Source organism: Micromonospora sp. CPCC 206171 (assembly GCF_036906755.1).
Lineage (GTDB): Bacteria > Actinomycetota > Actinomycetes > Mycobacteriales > Micromonosporaceae > Micromonospora > Micromonospora purpureochromogenes.
Genome location: NZ_JBAKHT010000001.1, coordinates 179,339 through 196,061 on the forward strand (window position 1 = coordinate 179,339; position 16,723 = coordinate 196,061).

Genomic DNA, 16,723 nt, shown 5'->3' on the forward strand with positions numbered 1-16,723 from the left:
CAGCCTAGCCAGACATCGGCCTACGTCACAGGGTCGAATGGCCGGTGGTCTCCGAAAACCATTGCGGGCCACCGCCGATCGACCCGGCCGAGGTCAGGGGTGGGCCGGCCGCTCGGGTCGTGCTTGACTGGCCGGTGCCGACGACGGTGAGGAGCAGCCGATGCCGCAGGACGCCCGGATCCTGCTCGTCCCGGGGAGCACCCGGGCCGGGTCCACCAACACCGCCGCCCTGCGTACCGCACCCGCCCTGGCCGTGCCGGACGTGACCACCACGCTGTACGACGCGCTGCGGGAGCTGCCCGCCTTCGACCCGGACCAGGTCGACGCGCCGCCCGCGCCGGTGGTGGCGCTGCGCGCCGCGCTCGCCGACGCCGACGCGGTGCTCTTCTGCACCCCCGAGTACGCCGGCACCCTGCCGGGCAGCTTCAAGAACCTGCTCGACTGGACGGTCGGCAACGGCGACCTGTACGGCAAGCCGGTGGCCTGGGTGACCGTGGCCGCGCCCGGTCGCGGCGCCGGGGCGGAGCAGACCCTGCGGATGGTGCTGGGCTACCTCGGCGCCGACATCGTCGAGCCTGCCTGCGTACGCCTGCCGGTGCCCCGCGACGGCGCGGACGGGTTGCTGGCCGACGCGGAGCTGCGGACCGGCCTGGCCGACGTGCTGGGCCACCTCGGCGCGCACGTCGACCGGGCCGCCGCCGTGCCGGCCTCCGGTCCGCCCGCCCGCCCCTGACCGGGCGCCGGCGGGCGGTGCTGCTGCCCTGCTGGCTCAGTCGTCGTCCCCGTGCCGGTCGCCGCCGTGGTCGTCGCCGCCCCGATCGTCGCCACCGTGCCGCCGGTCGCCGCCGCTCTCCGGCCGGATGCGCAGCACCGCACCGGTGTCCCGGTCGACGTGGACGTCCCAACCGGCAGCACCGGACGCCACCTCGATGCTCCACACCGGACGGTTGTGCTCCCGCTCGGCCTCGACGTCGACGACCCAGCCGCCGCCCACCGCGGCCAGGGCGATCGCCCCGGCCCGGTCCCGGTCGACCCCGGCCGGCGTCGCCCCGGCGGTGGACGGGCTGTCGTCGGGCGAGGGGGTGTCGTCGACGTCCGTGGCGGCGAGGGCGGCGCGCGGGGCGTCGGCCTGCCGGTCGGCGGCGGTGACGCCGAGGGCCGCGCCGGTCACCGCCAGCACCGCCACGCCGCCGGCCGAGGCCAGGATCAGAGAGGTACGTCGCATGATGTCCACCTTCCGTCGGTCCCGTTCGCTGTCCTGCCGAGCATCGACCGGAGGCGGATAGCGGCGCGCTGTCCCGACGCTAAACGGTGGTTATCCCGGCGGTCGGCCCAACCGCAGGCGCACCACGGCCCCGCCGGCCGGCCCGGTGCCGAGGTCGAGGTGACCGCCGCCGGCCCGGGCCGCCCGGTCGGCGATGTCCAGGCCGAGGCCGGTCGACCCGGCCCCGCTGGACCCCCGCCGGGCCGCCCCGGCGGGCAGCCCGGGCCCCTCGTCGGCGACGGTCAGCAGCACCCCCTCGGCGTCCGCCGTCAGCCGCACGGCGAACGGGGTGCCGTCCGGGGTGTGCGCGAAGACGTTGCCCAGCAGGGCGTCCACCACCGCCGCCAGCTCGTCGGCGGCCACCCCGACGGGCAGCGGGCCCGGCGCCAGCTCCAGGGTCACCCGCCGGCCGGTGTCCTCGGCCAGCACCGACCAGAACGCCACCCGCTCGCCGACCACCGCCGCCGCGTCGCTGACCGGGCGGCCGGCGGTGGGCGAGCGGCGCCAGCGCGCCTGGCGGATCAGCCCGCTGACCGCCCGCTCCAGCCCGTCGACGGCGGCGGTGACCCGCGCCGCGTCGTCCGGGTCGCGCAGCGACTCCGCCTCCAGCCGCAGCGCGGTCAGCGGGGTGCGCAGCCGGTGCGACAGGTCCGCCACCTGCTCCCGCTCCTCCCGCAGCAGCACCTGGATCCGGCCGGCCAGGTGGTTGAGCGCGCCGGCCACCTCGCGCAGCTCCGCCGGCCCGGCCGGCTCGACCCGGGCGTCCAGCTCGGCGTTGGCCAGCCGGTGGGACACCGTGGACAGCTCGGTGATCGGGCGGGTGAGCGAGCCGGCGAGCCGGTCGGCGACCACCAGCCCCACCACCACCAGGAGCGCGCCGAGCAGAGCCAGCACCGTCCACGCCCGGGTCACCCCGGCGGTCAGCTCGGCCCGGGGCACCACCGTGCGGATCACCGCCGCCCCCTCCGGCCGGCCCTGGACGGCGATGACCACCTCCCGCCCGCCGTCGGACTCCGCGGTCAGGCTCTGGCCCCGGGCGGCCAGCGCCACCGCCGGCGTACGCGGCGCGGGCGCGCCCAGCACCGTGCCGTCCGGCAGGAAGACGGTGACCGGGCGCCCCGACTCGGCGACGAGCTGCTCGACGGTGATCCGGACCGTGTCGAGCTCGGCGGTGCCGACCACCGGCACCAGGCTCTGCGCGTCGGCCGTCGCCCGCACGGTCGCCCGGTCCTCGGCGACGGTACGGACCAGCAGCGCCAGCGGCACCAGGAAGGCGATCAGGGTGAGCACGCTGACCGATGCGACCAGCAGGGCCAGCCGTCGTCTCACCCGACGGTCCCGGTCGGCGGCGCCAGCCGCACGCCGACGCCCCGGACGGTGTGCAGGTAGCGGGGCTGCTGGGCATTCTCGCCGAGCTTGCGGCGCAGCCAGGACAGGTGCACGTCGACGGTCTTGTCGGCGCCGCCGTACGGGATCCGCCACACCTCGGTGAGCAGTTCCCGCTTGGTCACCACCTGCCCGGGCCGGCCGGCCAGGTGGTGCAGCAGGTCGAACTCGCGCGGGGTCAGCTCCACCGGGACCCCGTCCAGGCTGACCTGGCGGGTACGCGGGTCGATCCGCAATCCGCCGACCACCAGCGCCGGGTCGCCGTCCCGGTCCTCCGGGGCGGCCCGCCGCAGCACCGCGCGGGCCCGGGCGTCCAACTGCGCCGCGGTGAACGGCTTGACCACGTAGTCGTCCGCCCCGGCGTCGAGGATCCGGACGATCTCCCGCTCGTCGTCGCGCGCGGTGGCCACGATGACCGGCACGGAGCTGACCGCCCGGAGCATCCGCAGCAGCTCGGCACCGTCCAGGTCGGGCAGTCCCAGGTCGAGCACGACCAGGTCGGGCCGGTCCTCGAGCGCGTCCCGCAGGCCGGTCAGGGCGGTGGAGGCGGCGGCCACGGCGTGCCCGCGGTCGCGCAGCGCGCGGATCAGCGGCGTACGGATGGTGAGATCGTCCTCGATCAGCAGCAGGCGGGCCACACCTGGCAGGCTAATCCGCGCCGCCGCTGCCGGCCGCCCGCCGCAACCCTCCCTTAACCCTGCCCTGGGCGCGCCGCAACCCGGCGTCCGGCAGACTCGGGGGATGCCCGGTCGCCCCCTGCTCGCGGTGCTCGGTTGGCTCGCCACCGCGGTCGCCGCGCTGCTGATCGGGCTGGCGGCGATCCGGCTGGTGGGGGAGAGCATCAGTGGCACCCCGGGTGGCGTACGCAGCCAGGAGGAGGTGCGGCGGGCGCTCGCAGCGACGCCGTTCGGCGCCGGGACCACCCCGCCGGCCGCCGGCCCGACACCCCCCGGCGTCGCCGTCACCTCGGCCGCGGGCGCGCGTCGGGGGCTGGCCACCACCGGTGGGACGGCGGTGGCCGAGTGCGGGCCGTCGGGGGTACGGCTGGTCTCCTGGGCACCGGCCCAGGGCTACCGGGTCCGCGACGTCGACCGGGGCCCGGACGAGCACGTCGAGGTCCGCTTCGCCGGCCCGGCGGGCGAGGACGAGCTGAGGGTGGTCTGCGTCGGCTCCCCGCCCGTGCCCCAACGCCGCCACTGAGGGACAACTGATCCCGGACACGGGCGCACGGCGCCGCCCGACCCCTGGGTCGTCACGTCGCCGCGCTCCGGCCGTCTCCCACCACCGCAGCCCTTCGGCGGTACGCCAGCGGGGACCTGGCTCGACAGCCGCGCGTACGCAGCCGTCAGCGTGCTCGATGCCCGTTGCGCGGGGCGGCAAACCTCGGACGGGTGGGGAATTCCACCATCTGACAGTCCCGGCGTGACGGGGGCCCGGGCCGGGTATGAGCGCGCCATGGAGCATTTCACGATCGCCACCGTTGCCCAGAAGAGCCCGGATTTCCGTCGGGTGCTCTGGACCGGTGAGAAGACCCAGCTTGTGATCATGACCATCCCGCCGGGCGGCGAGATCGGTGAGGAGGTGCACGACGGGATCGACCAGATCCTGACCTTCGTCAGCGGTACCGGCGAGGCGCGGGTGGCGGGGGAGACCAGGGAGGTCGTCCAGGGCGACCTGGTGGTGGTGCCGGCGGGCACCAAGCACAACTTCGTCAACACCGGGCCGAACCCGCTGGTGCTCTACACCGTCTACGGCCCGCCGGAGCACGCCGACCAGGTGGTGCACCGGACGAAGGAGGAGGCCGACGCCGCGGAGGCGGCCGGCGAGGACGAGCCGCCGACGTCCTGACCGCCCCGGCGGCAGCGGTCCACCGGCCCCGCCGAGCGGCCGCCCGGCAGGCCCGTTGACCGGCCTGAACTCGGTCGGTCCGGGTACCCGGGGCGGGTGGACCAGCCGCCCATCTCCGACTACGGGTTCCTCTCCGACTGTCGCTCCGGCGCGCTGGTCGGCCGGGACGGCTCGGTCGACTGGTGGTGCCCCGACCGGTTCGACGCCCCGTCGGTCTTCGGCCGGCTGCTCGACCCGGACGGCGGGTACTGGCGGCTGGCGCCGCTCGGGCCGTCCCGGGTGGAGCGCGCGTACCAGCCGGACACGCTGGTGCTGCGGACGGTCCACCACACCCCCGAGGGGAGCGTCGCGGTCACCGACGCGCTCGCCGCCGAGGTGGGCGCTCGGGGCCACCAGTTGGGCATGAACTCCCCGGCGGTGCTGCTGCGGGTGGTCGAGGGGCTCGGCGGGCGGGTCCGGATGGGGCTGGACTTCGCGCCCCGCCCCGAGTACGGCCTGCTCACGCCGTACCTGCACGAGCAGCCCGACGGCGCGGTGCTGGCCGTCGCCGGCCCGGTGGCGCTGACCCTGCGCAGCAACGGGCCGGCGCTGCGCGCCGGGCGGGACCGGGTCCGCCAGGAGTTCGAGGTCACCGCCGGGCAGTGCGTCGGTTTCGATCTGGCGTACGCGCCGGTGCACGGCGACCCGCCGGCCCGGGTGGACCCGTTGACCACGCTCGCCGAGACGGTGCAGGCGTGGCAGGCGTACCGGGGGCTCCACCACTACGACGGTCCGTACGCCGAGCAGGTGCGCCAGAGCGCGACCGTCCTCACCGGTCTGACGTACAGCCGTAGCGGCGCGGTCGCCGCCGCGCTGACCACGTCGCTGCCGGAGCGGTGCGGCGGCGACCGCAACTACGACTACCGCTACTCCTGGCTGCGCGACTTCGCGATGACGATGCGCGCGTTCTGGGTGGCCGCCTGCCCGACCGAGGCGAACCGGCTCTTCGTCTGGGCGGCCCGCGCGATCGGCCGGATCGGCGACGAGCCGGTCCCGGTGCTCTTCGGCCTGGAGGGGGAACGGGACATCTCCGAGCGCGAGCTGGAGCACCTGCGCGGCTACGCGGGCAGCCGCCCGGTGCGGATCGGCAACGACGCCTGGCGACAGCGGCAGCTGGACGTGCCCGGTGAGGTGATCTCGGCGGTCTGGCGGCTGCACGACTATCTCGGCGAGACCTTCGACGAGGAGCTGCGCGAGATGGTCGTCGGGCTGGCCGAGCAGGTCGCCGCGACCTGGCGGCTGCCGGATCACGGGATGTGGGAGACCCGGGACGCCGAGCGGCACCACCTGTCGTCCAAGGTGCTCTGCTGGAGCGCCCTGCACCGGGCGGTCCAGGTGGCGCCCCGGCTGGGTGAGCGGGCCGACCCGCGGCGGTGGGCCGCTATCCGCGACGAGATCCGGGACACCGTGCTGCGCGACGGCTGGAACGACCGGATCGGGGCGTTCACCGGGGTTTTCGGGTCTGCGGAGCTGGACGCCTCGGCGCTGCTGCTGCCGATGTCGCAGTTCCTCCCCGCCACCGACCCCCGGATGCGCGCCACCATCGACGCGATCGAGCGGGAGCTGGGCGGCGACGACGGCCTGGTACGACGGTGGGGCAGCGACCCGGCCGGTTTCGTGCTCTGCTCGTTCTGGCTGGTCGAGTGCCTGCTGCTGGCGGGCGAGGAGGGCCGGGCCCGGCGGCTGTTCGAGCAGATGCTCGGGCACGCCAACGACCTCGGGATCTTCGCCGAGCAGGTGGACCTGCGGACCGGCGCGCAGCTGGGCAACACACCGCAGGCGCTGTCGCACATCGGGCTGATCAACGCGGCCTGGCGGTTCGCGGACCTGAGCTCCGGCTGAGCGCCGCGACGAGATCCGACGGGTCAGGCCGCCACCACGGGTACGCCGGAGACGTCCACCGTCTCCGGATACTTCAGCCCCGCCCCGGTGTTCAGCACCACCACCCGCTCGCCGGCCCGGATCCAGCCGCCGGCGCGCAGGTGCCGGGCGGCGGACAGGCAGGCCGCCCCCTCCGGACAGAGCAGCAGCCCCTCCCGGCAGGCGAAGTCCCGCAGGTCGGCCAGGATCTCCGCGTCGTCGACGGCGAGCGCCGTGCCGCTGCTCTCCCGCAGTGCGGCCAGGATCAGCTCGTCGCCCAGTGGGGCGGGGACGGTGATGCCGAAGGCGACCGTGTGCGCGTCCGCCCAGGGCTCCGCCCGGTCCTGTCCGGCGGCGAACGCCCGCACCACCGGCGCGCACCCGGTGGACTGCACCGCGACCAGGCGGGGCAGCTTGTCCTCCACCCAGCCCAGCTCACGCAGCTCGTGCATCGCCTTGTGGATGCCGATCAGCCCGACCCCGCCGCCGGTCGGGTAGATGATCACGTCGGGCACCTGCCAGCCGAGCTGCTCGACGATCTCGTACCCCATGGTCTTCTTGCCCTCCAGCCGGTACGGCTCGCGCAGCGTGCCCGCGTCGAAGACCGTCCCGCCCGAGTCGGCGACCAGCTTCGCCACCCACCGGCCGGCGTCGCTGATCAGCCCGTCCACCAGGCGCAGGTCCGCGTCCGCGGCCAGGCACTCCCGCCGGCAGATGGTCGGCGCGTCCAGCGGCATGGCGATGGTCGCGCCCAGGCCGGCCCGGGCCGCGTAGGTGGCCCAGGCCGACCCCGCGTTGCCGTTGGTCGGCATGGCGATCCGCTCGACGCCCAGTTCCCGGGCCCGGCTCACCCCCACCGCCGCGCCGCGCGCCTTGAACGACCCGGTCGGCGTCAGCCCCTCGTCCTTGACGATCAGGTCCGGAATGCCGATCTGCGCCCCGTACGCCGGCGCGCGCAACAGCGGCGTCCAGCCCTCGCCCAACGTGGTGACGTGCCGCTCGTCGGCCACCGGCAGCACTTCGCGGTAGCGCCACAGGTCGGCCGGGCGCAGGCCGAACCGCTCCGGCGTCACCGCCTCGGCCACCGCCGCGAGGTCGTAGCGGGCCAGCAGCGGCGAACCACACCCACACAGGTTGGCCGGTCGGTCGGCGTCGTGCTCCCGTCCGCAGCGCGGGCACTTCAGGTGGGTCAGGTACACGATGCTCCCTCGCCGTCAGCCTGCCTCGATGCTCAGCCAGCGGCGGCTGCGTCCGCCCGGCTCGTAGACCGAGTCCAGCCGCTTGGCCACCACCCCGGGCAGCCCCTGCCCGCGGGCCGTGTCCAACGCCTCGGCGCCGGTGCCGGGGAACCACGGCGGAGTCTGCCAGTGCGGCCCGGCCAGCGCCAGACCGTCGAGCAGCTCCCGGCGCTGCGCGTACGGCACGTCGAGGCTGGCCACACCCTCCAGCCAGAGCAGATCGAAGAGCAGGAACTGCGCGTCGGCGGCGGCCCGCTTCGGCCGGGCCGGGCGGACCCGGCCGGCGGGGTCGATCCGGACCAGGACGCCGTCCAGCACGGCCTCCGTCGGGGCCAGCGCCTCGGCCATGTCCCGCAACCACGGGTACGCCCCGGTGATGTCCTCGTCGGTCTCCGACAGCAGCCGCAGTCGGCCGCCGGAGACGTACGCCATCGCCCGCACGCCGTCCCAGCGCAGCTCGTAACCCCACTCCGCGCTGTCGCCCGGCAACCGGCCGGACGGGGTGGGGTGCATCGGGCGGACCAGCTCCGGCATGCTCGTCCAGCCGGGCGGGGGCGGGTCGGTACGGCGGACCATCCAGTCCCGCCCGTCGCGGCCGCCGGTGGCGAAGAGGGCGTACCGGCCGCTGGTACGCGCGCCGTGCAGCACCACGATCACCTCGTCGTCGCGCCATTTCTCGCACTGGTAGGTGCCCCGGTCGTGCACGGTCATCGTGCCGCCGCCGTACTCGCCGGCCGGGATCTCGCCGTGGAAGTCGAGGTACTCCATCGGGTGGTCCTCGGTGTGCACGGCCAGGTGGTTGCGCCCGGTGTCCCGGGGCAGGCCGCGCGGCACCGCCCAGGAGGCGAGCACCCCGTCGCGCTCCAGCCGCAGGTCCCAGTGCAGCGCGCGGGCGTGGTGCTGCTGGATGACGAACCGGGCCTCGCCGGCCCGCCGCCGCCGGCGCGGCCGCTCCGGCGGCACCGGTTCCGGCGTACGCGCCGCGTCCCGCTTGCGCCGATACTCCTCCAGACGGTCCGCCACACCGGCATTCTCCGGCAAACCGCCCGGCTCCGCCGGTTGCCCGGTTCCGGGGCATGTCACCGGCGATCACGGTAGAACGGTCAGTATGGATCAGCACCTCAACCAGCCCACCGCACTGCTCCCCGGCGACGTCCGGATGCCGCTGCTCGGCTTCGGCACCTGGCAGGCCAGCGGCCAGGCCGGTTACGACGCCGTGCTGGCCGCCCTCGACGCCGGCTACCGGCACATCGACACCGCCACCATGTACGGCAACGAGGAGGAGGTCGGCCGCGCGATCAAGGAGAGCGGGCTGCGCCGGGAGGACATCTTCATCACCACGAAGCTGCCGCCGGACCGGGTGGGGCGGGAGCGGGAGACCATCGAGGCGAGCCTGCGCGCGCTCGACAGCGATCACGTCGACCTCTGGCTGATCCACTGGCCGCCGTCCTCGCCGGCCGACAGCATCCCGGTGTGGCGGGAGCTGCTGGCGGCCCGGGACGAGAACCTGACCCGGGCGGTCGGGGTGAGCAACTACAGCACCGCGCAGATCGACGAGCTGATCCAGGCCACCGAGGAGAGCCCGGCGGTCAACCAGATCCGCTGGAGCCCGTCGCTGTACGACCGGCAGCGCCACGTCGCGCACCGCGACCGGGGCGTCGTGCTGGAGGGCTACAGCCCCTTCAAGACCAGCGACCTGTCCGATCCGGTACTGACCCGGATCGCCGCCGCGCACGACGTGTCGCCGGCGCAGGTGGTGCTGCGCTGGCACATCGACCACGAGATCGTGGTGATCCCCAAGTCGGTCACCCCGGAGCGGATCAGGGCCAACGCCGACATCTTCGACTTCTCGTTGACGGCCGAGGAGATGCGCGACATCGACGCCCTCGGCGGCTGACCGACGCCTCAGCGGGTGCGAAGGGGCCCGACCGGCTGGTCACGCCCCTTCGGCCAGCTGGAACGTCACGCCCGTGAGCAGGCCACCCCGTTGAGCGAGAAGCTGGTCGGCGACGAGTACGTCCCGCTCCACGTCCCCTGATACCCGAAGTTCGCGGTACCGCCGGGCGCGATCGACCCGTTGAAGCCGACGTTCCGCGCACTCACCGCCGACCCGCTCTGCGTCACGGTCGCGTTCCACGCGTTGGTGACCTGCTGCCCGGCCGGCAGGTTGTAGGTCAGGTTCCATCCGTTGATGGTGCTGGAGCCGCGGTTGGTGATCGTCACGTCGGCGGTGAAGCCGTTGTTCCAGGCGTTCGGCGTGTACTTCACCGCGCACCCGCTACCCGTCGGCGGCGGCGTGGTGGTCGGCGGCGGCGTGGTGGGCGGAGTGGTCGAGCCGCCCCCGTTGACGCTGGCCGAGAAGGAGGTCACCCCGAGCCCGGCGCCGCCCTGCCACGGCTCGAAGCCGGCCTGGATGCTGGTCAGGTACCAGCTGCTGGTGATCGCGCCGCGGTTCTTCACGTCGTTGATGAAGTCGAGGACGCTGAAGTTCATGCTGGTGATCGGCGACGGAGCGACGTACGAGATGACGTTGTTGGAGCCGTTGCTGCCCCGCCAGACCTCCCAGGTCCGGCCGACCAGGGTGGTGGTCCCGACCGGCGAGCCGATCGGCTGGATCGAGCCCTGGCGGTTGAGCCAGATCATGATCTCCATCTGGTTCACCCCGTCCTTCTTCGGCGTGGGGTCCAGCCAGATGTCGTACGAGGCGTTGTAGATCGCCCCGCTGACGTACTTGTAGCTGATGCTGCTGGTGGCGCTGCTGATCTGGCTCACCTGGATCGGCAGGTTGGTGCCGGGGGAGCAGTTGGTGTAGTGGCAGCCGAAGAAGACCGACGGGTATGCGGTGGGGGCGCCGTTGGTGGGGTTGCTGCCGTTCTGGGTGGTGATCTCGAAGCCGGTGCCGGTGACGTTGATGCACTGCTGGGCGGTGGTGCCCCAGCGGTTGTTCTGCACGACGTACCGGTTCTGGATCACGGTGGAGCCGAACTGCTCGCAGATCTGGGTGTCGGCCGAGGCCGTGCCGCCGAGCGCGACGGCGACCAGCGATCCGGCGGCCAGCAGGCCGGCGGCGGTGATGGCGCGGAGTGGACGTTTCATCATGCTCCTCGGGATGCCGGCGTGGGGACGCCGAAGGGGACGGGGGAGGGCGCGGGAGCGCTCCCATATCATTCGACACATTTACATGTCTGCAACGCGAGTGCAACCGGGGCCGGCTTCCCGGGCCCGCCCGGACGGCGAGCGGGGATCCGGCGGAACTTTCCGCGCCGGTTTCGCATCGCGCTGTCGTAAACGGCCGAAATCGCAGCTCAGCCGCGGAGTGGAAGGTGTCGGCGTACCGGGGGATGGCGGGTGGGTCGAGCGGAGACGTGAATCCGTTGCACGAATGGGAGCGTGGGTCCGAGGAGCGGGACCGCCAGGGCCGATCAGGCCTACCGTGTGTCGATCGCGCGGAGTAGTGTCTTGCCTCCAACGCGTGCCGATCCCCCCTCCGGAGGCGTACACCACCATGGGTGGCTCCCCCCTGCGCATCCTTGTCGTCGGCGCGGGCATCGCCGGTCTGGCCGTCGCCCGGGCGCTGCGGATGGCGGGTTTCCGGCCGGACGTCACCGAGAAGCTGCCCCCGAACGAGCTGGTCGAGACCGGTCTCTATCTGCCCGGCAACGCCGACCGCGCGCTGCGCCGGCTCGACCTGGACGGCCCGGTCCGCCGGCTCGGCCAGGTGATCCACCGCCAGCGTTTCCTGGACGCGGCGGGCGAGCCGCTCTGTGAGGTTGATCTCGACGCGCTCTGGTCCGGCGTCGGCGAGTGCCGGGCGCTGCTCCGGCGCGACCTCTACCAGGTGCTGCTCAGCGGCGCCGGCGGCGCGGTGCGGCACGGCGCCGAGGTCAGCGCCGTCGAACTGCTGCCGGCCGGCGTCGGGGTCACCTTCACCGACGGCACCGGCGGCGAGTACGACCTGGTGATCGGCGCCGACGGGCCCCGTTCGGCGGTGCGCTCCCTGGCCGCGCTCGGCGGGCCGCCCCGCCCCGCCGGTCAGGTGGTCTACCGGGGCGTGGTGCGCGACGGTCCGGAGGTCACCGACTGGACGGCCCTGCTCGGGCAGCGGGCCGGCTTCCTGGTGGTGCCGATCGGCGCGGGCCGGCTGTACTGCTACGCCGACGAGGCCGGCACGGTCGCCCCGGCCGATCCGGGCGCGCGGCTGCGCGAGCTCTTCGGGGAGTACGGCGGACCGGTGCCCGCGGTGCTGGACGCGCTGCGCGACGTCCAGGTGGGGCTCACCGACGAGGTCGAGCTGGGCCGCTGGTACCGCGGTCGGGTGCTGCTCGTCGGCGACGCCGCCCACGCCACCGCGCCGACCCTGAGCCAGGGCGCGGCGATGGCGCTGGAGGACGCGGTGGTGCTCGCCGAGTCGCTGACCGCGGCCGGCAGCGTCGAGGCGGCGCTGGTGGCGTACGAGAGTCGCCGCCGCCCGCGTACCCGATGGGTGCGGGACCGGACCCGCGACCGCAACCGGACCCGGGACGTGCCGCCGGCGCTGCGCGACCCGCTGCTGCGCGGGCGCGGCGGTCGAATCTTCCGCGAGCACTACCGGCTGCTCGTCGACCCGCTGTAGAACGGCCGTCCATCCTGCCGCACGACCCCGAGCGGCGCACCCACCTGCCGGGGACTATCCTCCTTGCGGATGACGGCTCGCAGATGACATGCGCGTGCCGAGCGGGACAACCGAGAACCGGAGGCCATTCGTGACCACCGTCGCACCCAAGCCGGTCGTGACCCGGCCATGGCCGGTCCGAGAGCCGGTCAAGGGGTCGGCCATCGCGCGGCTGCTGCGCACCACGGACGCGAAGCAGATCGGGATCATGTACATGGTCACCGCGTTCGTGTTCTTCATGATCGGTGGCCTGATGGCCCTGATCATGCGTGCCGAGCTGGCGCGGCCGGGCCTGCAGTTCCTGTCGCCCGAGCAGTACAACCAGCTGTTCACGATGCACGGCACGATCATGCTGCTGTTCTTCGCGACGCCGATCGTGTTCGCCTTCGCGAACTACGTCGTGCCGCTGCAGATCGGCGCCCCTGACGTCTCCTTCCCCCGGCTCAACGCCTTCGCCTACTGGCTCTACCTCTTCGGTGGCACCATGGCGACGGCCGGCTTCATCAGCCCGGGTGGCGCCGCCGACTTCGGCTGGACCGCCTACACCCCGCTGAGCACCATGGAGCACTCGCCCGGCGTCGGCGCCAACATGTGGGTCGTCGGCCTGGCCATCTCCGGTCTGGGCACGATCCTCGGCGCGGTCAACCTGATCACCACGATCCTGACCCTGCGGGCCCCGGGCATGACCATGTTCCGGATGCCGATCTTCACCTGGAACATGCTGGTCACCAGCCTGCTGGCGATCCTGGTCTTCCCGCTGCTGGCCGCCGCGCTCTTCGCGCTCGCCGCCGACCGGCTGATGGGTGCCCACGTGTACGACCCGGCGACCGGCGGGCCGATGCTCTGGCAGCACCTGTTCTGGTTCTTCGGCCACCCCGAGGTGTACATCATCGCGCTGCCGTTCTTCGGCATCATCAGCGAGGTCATCCCGGTCTTCTCCCGCAAGCCGATCTTCGGCTACAAGGGTCTGGTCGCCGCGACCATCGCCATCGCCGCGCTGTCGATGAGCGTCTGGGCGCACCACATGTTCGGCACCGGCCAGGTCCTGCTGCCGTTCTTCAGCTTCCTGAGCTACCTGATCGCCGTGCCCACCGGCATGAAGTTCTTCAACTGGATCGGCACCATGTGGCGGGGCCAGATCACCTTCGAGACGCCGATGCTCTTCTCGATCGGCTTCCTGGTGACCTTCCTCTTCGGTGGTCTCACCGGTGTGCTGCTGGCCAGCCCGCCGCTCGACTTCCACCTGCACGACTCGTACTTCGTGGTGGCGCACTTCCACTACGTGCTCTTCGGCACGATCGTGTTCGCCGTCTTCGCCGGCATCTACTTCTGGTTCCCGAAGATGTTCGGCCGGATGCTCGACGAGCGGCTCGGCAAGATCCACTTCTGGCTGACGATGATCGGCTTCCACACCACGTTCCTGGTGCAGCACTGGCTGGGCAACGAGGGCATGCCGCGTCGGTACGCCGACTACCTGCCCAGCGACGGCTTCACCACGCTGAACACGATCTCCACGATCGGCGCGTTCATCACCGGTATCTCGACCCTGCCGTTCATCTGGAACTGCTGGAAGTCGTACAAGACCGGCCCGGTGGTCGAGGTCGAGGACCCGTGGGGCCACGGCAACTCGCTGGAGTGGGCGACCACCTCCCCGCCGCCCCTGCGCAACTTCGACCGGATGCCGCGGATCCGCTCCGAGCGGCCGGCCTTCGACTACAAGTTCCCGGAGCTGGCCGCCGGCCACAGCCTGGCCGGTCCGCCGGAGGGCGGCTCCAAGCCGCTCACCAGCGAGTCCGACGGTGGCGCCAGCTACCGCGAGGACACCGCGAGCAACGTCGACCGCTGACACGCCGCACGCGACACCGACGACGGGCGCCGCACCCCACCAGGGGTACGGCGCTCGTCGCCGTTCCGGCTCGGACCGGCGGCGGTCGAGGCGTTCCGGTCTGAGCGGCGCCCGTCGCCGTTCTGGCTCGGACCGGCGTGAGCCGTGGCGTTCCGGTCTGGCGGCGCTCGGTTGCCCGTCGTCTGTGCGGCGCTCGGCTGGCCGGTCGGGCCTCGGCGGCGGCGTCTGCCTCGGTTCCGGGCTCGGCTCTCCTGGCGCCGGCCCCCGCATTGGGAACAGCTGGTCCGCTCGACCCCGGCTCGCCGGCGACGGCGGAATCTGGGCGGGTGAATCGTGGATCGTCACACCCGCCGGGAGGCGGATGCGCTCATCGGGTATGTGTCCCACCGCCGCGACACGCCGACCCGGGGCCGCCGCGACACGCCGACCCCTGACCCCGACCACCCGGCTGTGGGTCTGCCTGGCTTGGGTCATCCGGATCGCTGGCCGGCCCGACCGGCCCGACCGCCCGGCTGCCGGGGTCCCCGGCCTGCGCGATCGCCGGCCTGCGCGATCGCCGGCCTGCGCGACCGGCGGCCTGCCCGACCGGCGGCCTGCCGGGCTGCCCGACCGCCGGGCTGCCGACCTGCGCCACCGCCGGGCACCCGGGTTGCCGGGCCGCCAGGCAGGGTGCGAGAGCGCGGTACCGGACCGCCCGGCGGACGGCGGGTCAGGTGGTGGCGGGGGCCAGGTTGGCGGCGTCGGACACGTCGGACGCGGCGGCGGTCTCGCGTCGGTGGCGCAGCTCGACGGGGAGCACGGCCAGCGTCACCGCCAGCCCGATCACGCCGGTGACCGCGAAACCCCACATCGGCAGCGAGGCGTCGATCACCGCGCCGGCGAGCGGCGCGCCGAGCGCGATGCCGACGGTGACGGCGGAGCCGTGCAGGCCCATCGCCTCGCCGCGTACGCCCGCCGGGGCGAGCCGGCTGACCGCGTCGGAGGTCGCCGCGATGGTCGGGGCACAGAGCGCGCCGGCCGGGATGAGGGCCAGGCAGAGCAGCCACCAGTGGCCGCCGCCCAGCCCGACCGGGATGGTGCAGAGGCTCAGCGCGGCGGTGAGCGCCAGCGGCGAGAACGAGCGGCGGACCGCCCCGTACGCGAAGCCACCGACCAGCGAGGCTACCGCCCACATGGTGAGCACGGCGCCGGTCCAGCCGACCTCGCCGCTGGCCCGCAGCACGGCGACCACCGCGACGTCGGTGCCGCCGAGCACCAGCGTCGCCGCGCCGCTGACCGCGAGCACGGCCAGCATCCGGGGGGTGAGCCATTCCCGGCGGGGCGTGCGGGGCTGCGGGCCGGCCGGCTCGTCCGCGCTCCTAGTGGGCGGGTTGAGCAGCCAGAACGCGACGCCCGAGGCGACCACGCCGGCGCCGACCGCCCAGAGGGTGGTGCGCGCCGAGACGGTGGTGGCCAGTGCCACGGCGAGCGCGGGCCCGACCATGAACGACAGCTCGACGGACATCGAGTCCAGCGCGTACGCGGGGCGCCGCCGGTCCTCGGGGGCGAGCGCGGCGATGGACTGCCGGATCACCGAGAAGATCGGCAGAGCGAGCAGGCCGGCGAGGAACGCGGCCGGCAGCAGCACGGTCAGCGAGAGTGTCGGTGCGCTCGCCCAGAACACCGCCTCGGCGACGGTGGTCAGGGCGACCACGGGGCGCAGGCCGCGCCGGTCGACCAGGCGGCCGAGCAGCGGCGAGCCGAGCGCCGCCCCGACGGTCATCGCGGCCCCGACCAGGCCGGCGGCCCCGTAGCCTCGGCCGAGGTCGAGCACCACGAAGAAGGTGAGCGTCACCCCGGTCGCGGTGAGCGGGATGCGGGCCAGCACGGACACCAGCAGCAACGACCGGAGCCCGGGCAGGGCGAGCGCTTGCCGGTAAGGCGTCAAGTTCATGATGGTCCGTACCTCCGGCGGCCATCCTTGACCAGAGGTACGACATCGCCAAGCGATTACCGGCTCAAGCGTCCCTGATCACAGGCTCGCCCCGCAGGGTGACGCCGGCGCCGTCCATCGCCCGCAGCGCCACGTCGAGGGTGTTCCGCGCGACGGCGGCGGTGAGGTCGAGCAGCACGGTGGTGGCGAAGCCCTCCCGGGCGGCGTCCAGCGCGGTGGCCCGGATGCAGTGGTCGGTGGCGATCCCCACCAGGTCGACCCGGTCCACGTCGTGCCGGCGCAGCCAGTCGGCGAGGCACTCGCCGTCGTCGGCGTGCCCCTCGAAGCCGGAGTAGGCCGCGGCGTGCTCGCCCTTGTGGAAGATCATCTCTACCCGGTCGGTCTCCAGGTCCGGGTGGAACTCGGAACCGGCGGTGCCGACGACGCAGTGCCGGGGCCACGAGTCGACGTAGTCCGGCGGATCACCGAAGTGCGCGCCCGGGTCGACGTGGTAGTCCTTGGTGGCGACCACGTGGTCCCAGCGGTCCGGCTCGGCGGCGAGCAGCCGGGAGACGCCGGCCGCGACCCCGGCGCCCCCGGCGACGGCGAGGGACCCGCCCTCGCAGAAGTCGTTCTGCACGTCCACGATGATCAAGGCGTTGGCCATCGGAGTGACTCC

15 protein-coding genes are annotated in these 16,723 nt (G+C 73.7%); 7 read left to right on the top strand and 8 right to left on the bottom strand.

The genetic code is table 11. The features are described 5' to 3' along the window. Window positions 1–160: 160 nt before the first annotated feature. Complete coding sequence (locus V6U89_RS00725; protein WP_334568617.1) at window positions 161–733, top strand: NADPH-dependent FMN reductase; 573 nt, start codon at window positions 161–163, stop codon at window positions 731–733. A 36-nt stretch (window positions 734–769) separates the two neighbouring features. On the opposite strand, the gene V6U89_RS00730 is transcribed toward V6U89_RS00725, so the two are convergent. The 3 genes from V6U89_RS00730 to V6U89_RS00740 form a co-directional block, all read right to left on the bottom strand. Continuing rightward, the gene (locus V6U89_RS00730; protein WP_334568618.1) at window positions 770–1,225 is read right to left on the bottom strand and encodes a PepSY domain-containing protein; all 456 of its coding nucleotides are present in this window, start codon (window positions 1,223–1,225) and stop codon (window positions 770–772) included. Between the two features lie 90 nt (window positions 1,226–1,315). Then, window positions 1,316–2,593, bottom strand: coding sequence for a HAMP domain-containing sensor histidine kinase (locus V6U89_RS00735; protein WP_334568619.1), 1,278 nt, complete (start codon window positions 2,591–2,593; stop codon window positions 1,316–1,318). Continuing rightward, window positions 2,590–3,288 (bottom strand): response regulator transcription factor, encoded by a 699-nt coding sequence (locus V6U89_RS00740; RefSeq protein ID WP_334568620.1) that lies wholly within the window; start codon window positions 3,286–3,288, stop codon window positions 2,590–2,592. Before V6U89_RS00740 ends, V6U89_RS00735 begins: the two co-directional genes overlap by 4 nt. 103 nt (window positions 3,289–3,391) lie before the next feature. Here V6U89_RS00740 and V6U89_RS00745 point away from each other — a divergent pair, with 103 nt between their 5' ends. From V6U89_RS00745 to V6U89_RS00755, 3 genes are all read left to right on the top strand, one after another. Then, complete coding sequence (locus tag V6U89_RS00745) at window positions 3,392–3,850, top strand: septum formation initiator (RefSeq protein ID WP_334568621.1); 459 nt, start codon at window positions 3,392–3,394, stop codon at window positions 3,848–3,850. Window positions 3,851–4,105: 255 nt separating this feature from the next. Next, window positions 4,106–4,498 (top strand): cupin domain-containing protein, encoded by a 393-nt coding sequence (locus tag V6U89_RS00750; protein ID WP_088963697.1) that lies wholly within the window; start codon window positions 4,106–4,108, stop codon window positions 4,496–4,498. A gap of 96 nt (window positions 4,499–4,594) precedes the next feature. Next, on the top strand, window positions 4,595–6,379 hold the full coding sequence (locus V6U89_RS00755; RefSeq protein WP_334568622.1) for a glycoside hydrolase family 15 protein: 1,785 nt from the start codon (window positions 4,595–4,597) through the stop codon (window positions 6,377–6,379). A gap of 23 nt (window positions 6,380–6,402) precedes the next feature. Here the strand turns inward: V6U89_RS00755 and V6U89_RS00760 are convergent, their stop codons facing one another. Further along, window positions 6,403–7,596 (bottom strand): threonine synthase, encoded by a 1,194-nt coding sequence (locus V6U89_RS00760; protein ID WP_334568623.1) that lies wholly within the window; start codon window positions 7,594–7,596, stop codon window positions 6,403–6,405. Between the two features lie 15 nt (window positions 7,597–7,611). Further along, on the bottom strand, window positions 7,612–8,658 hold the full coding sequence (locus tag V6U89_RS00765; RefSeq protein WP_334568624.1) for a DNA polymerase ligase N-terminal domain-containing protein: 1,047 nt from the start codon (window positions 8,656–8,658) through the stop codon (window positions 7,612–7,614). 85 nt (window positions 8,659–8,743) lie between these two features. On the opposite strand from V6U89_RS00765, the gene V6U89_RS00770 reads away from it, so the two are divergent. Beyond that, complete coding sequence (locus tag V6U89_RS00770) at window positions 8,744–9,532, top strand: aldo/keto reductase (protein WP_334568625.1); 789 nt, start codon at window positions 8,744–8,746, stop codon at window positions 9,530–9,532. A gap of 65 nt (window positions 9,533–9,597) precedes the next feature. Here the strand turns inward: V6U89_RS00770 and V6U89_RS00775 are convergent, their stop codons facing one another. After that, a complete protein-coding gene (locus V6U89_RS00775) occupies window positions 9,598–10,731 on the bottom strand; it encodes a GH12 family glycosyl hydrolase domain-containing protein (protein WP_334568626.1) in 1,134 nt (377 codons plus the stop codon). Window positions 10,732–11,140: 409 nt separating this feature from the next. On the opposite strand from V6U89_RS00775, the gene V6U89_RS00780 reads away from it, so the two are divergent. Beyond that, the gene (locus tag V6U89_RS00780) at window positions 11,141–12,247 is read left to right on the top strand and encodes an FAD-dependent monooxygenase (RefSeq protein ID WP_334568978.1); all 1,107 of its coding nucleotides are present in this window, start codon (window positions 11,141–11,143) and stop codon (window positions 12,245–12,247) included. 130 nt (window positions 12,248–12,377) lie between these two features. Then, window positions 12,378–14,132, top strand: coding sequence for an aa3-type cytochrome oxidase subunit I (gene ctaD / locus V6U89_RS00785; RefSeq protein WP_334568627.1), 1,755 nt, complete (start codon window positions 12,378–12,380; stop codon window positions 14,130–14,132). 709 nt (window positions 14,133–14,841) lie between these two features. Here the strand turns inward: ctaD and V6U89_RS00790 are convergent. After that, window positions 14,842–16,065, bottom strand: a complete 1,224-nt coding sequence (locus V6U89_RS00790; protein ID WP_334568628.1) for an MFS transporter — start codon at window positions 16,063–16,065, stop codon at window positions 14,842–14,844. A 64-nt stretch (window positions 16,066–16,129) separates the two neighbouring features. Continuing rightward, window positions 16,130–16,711: an isochorismatase family protein gene (locus V6U89_RS00795; RefSeq protein WP_334568629.1), complete on the bottom strand. Its 582-nt coding sequence runs from the start codon at window positions 16,709–16,711 to the stop codon at window positions 16,130–16,132. Window positions 16,712–16,723 lie beyond the last annotated feature (12 nt).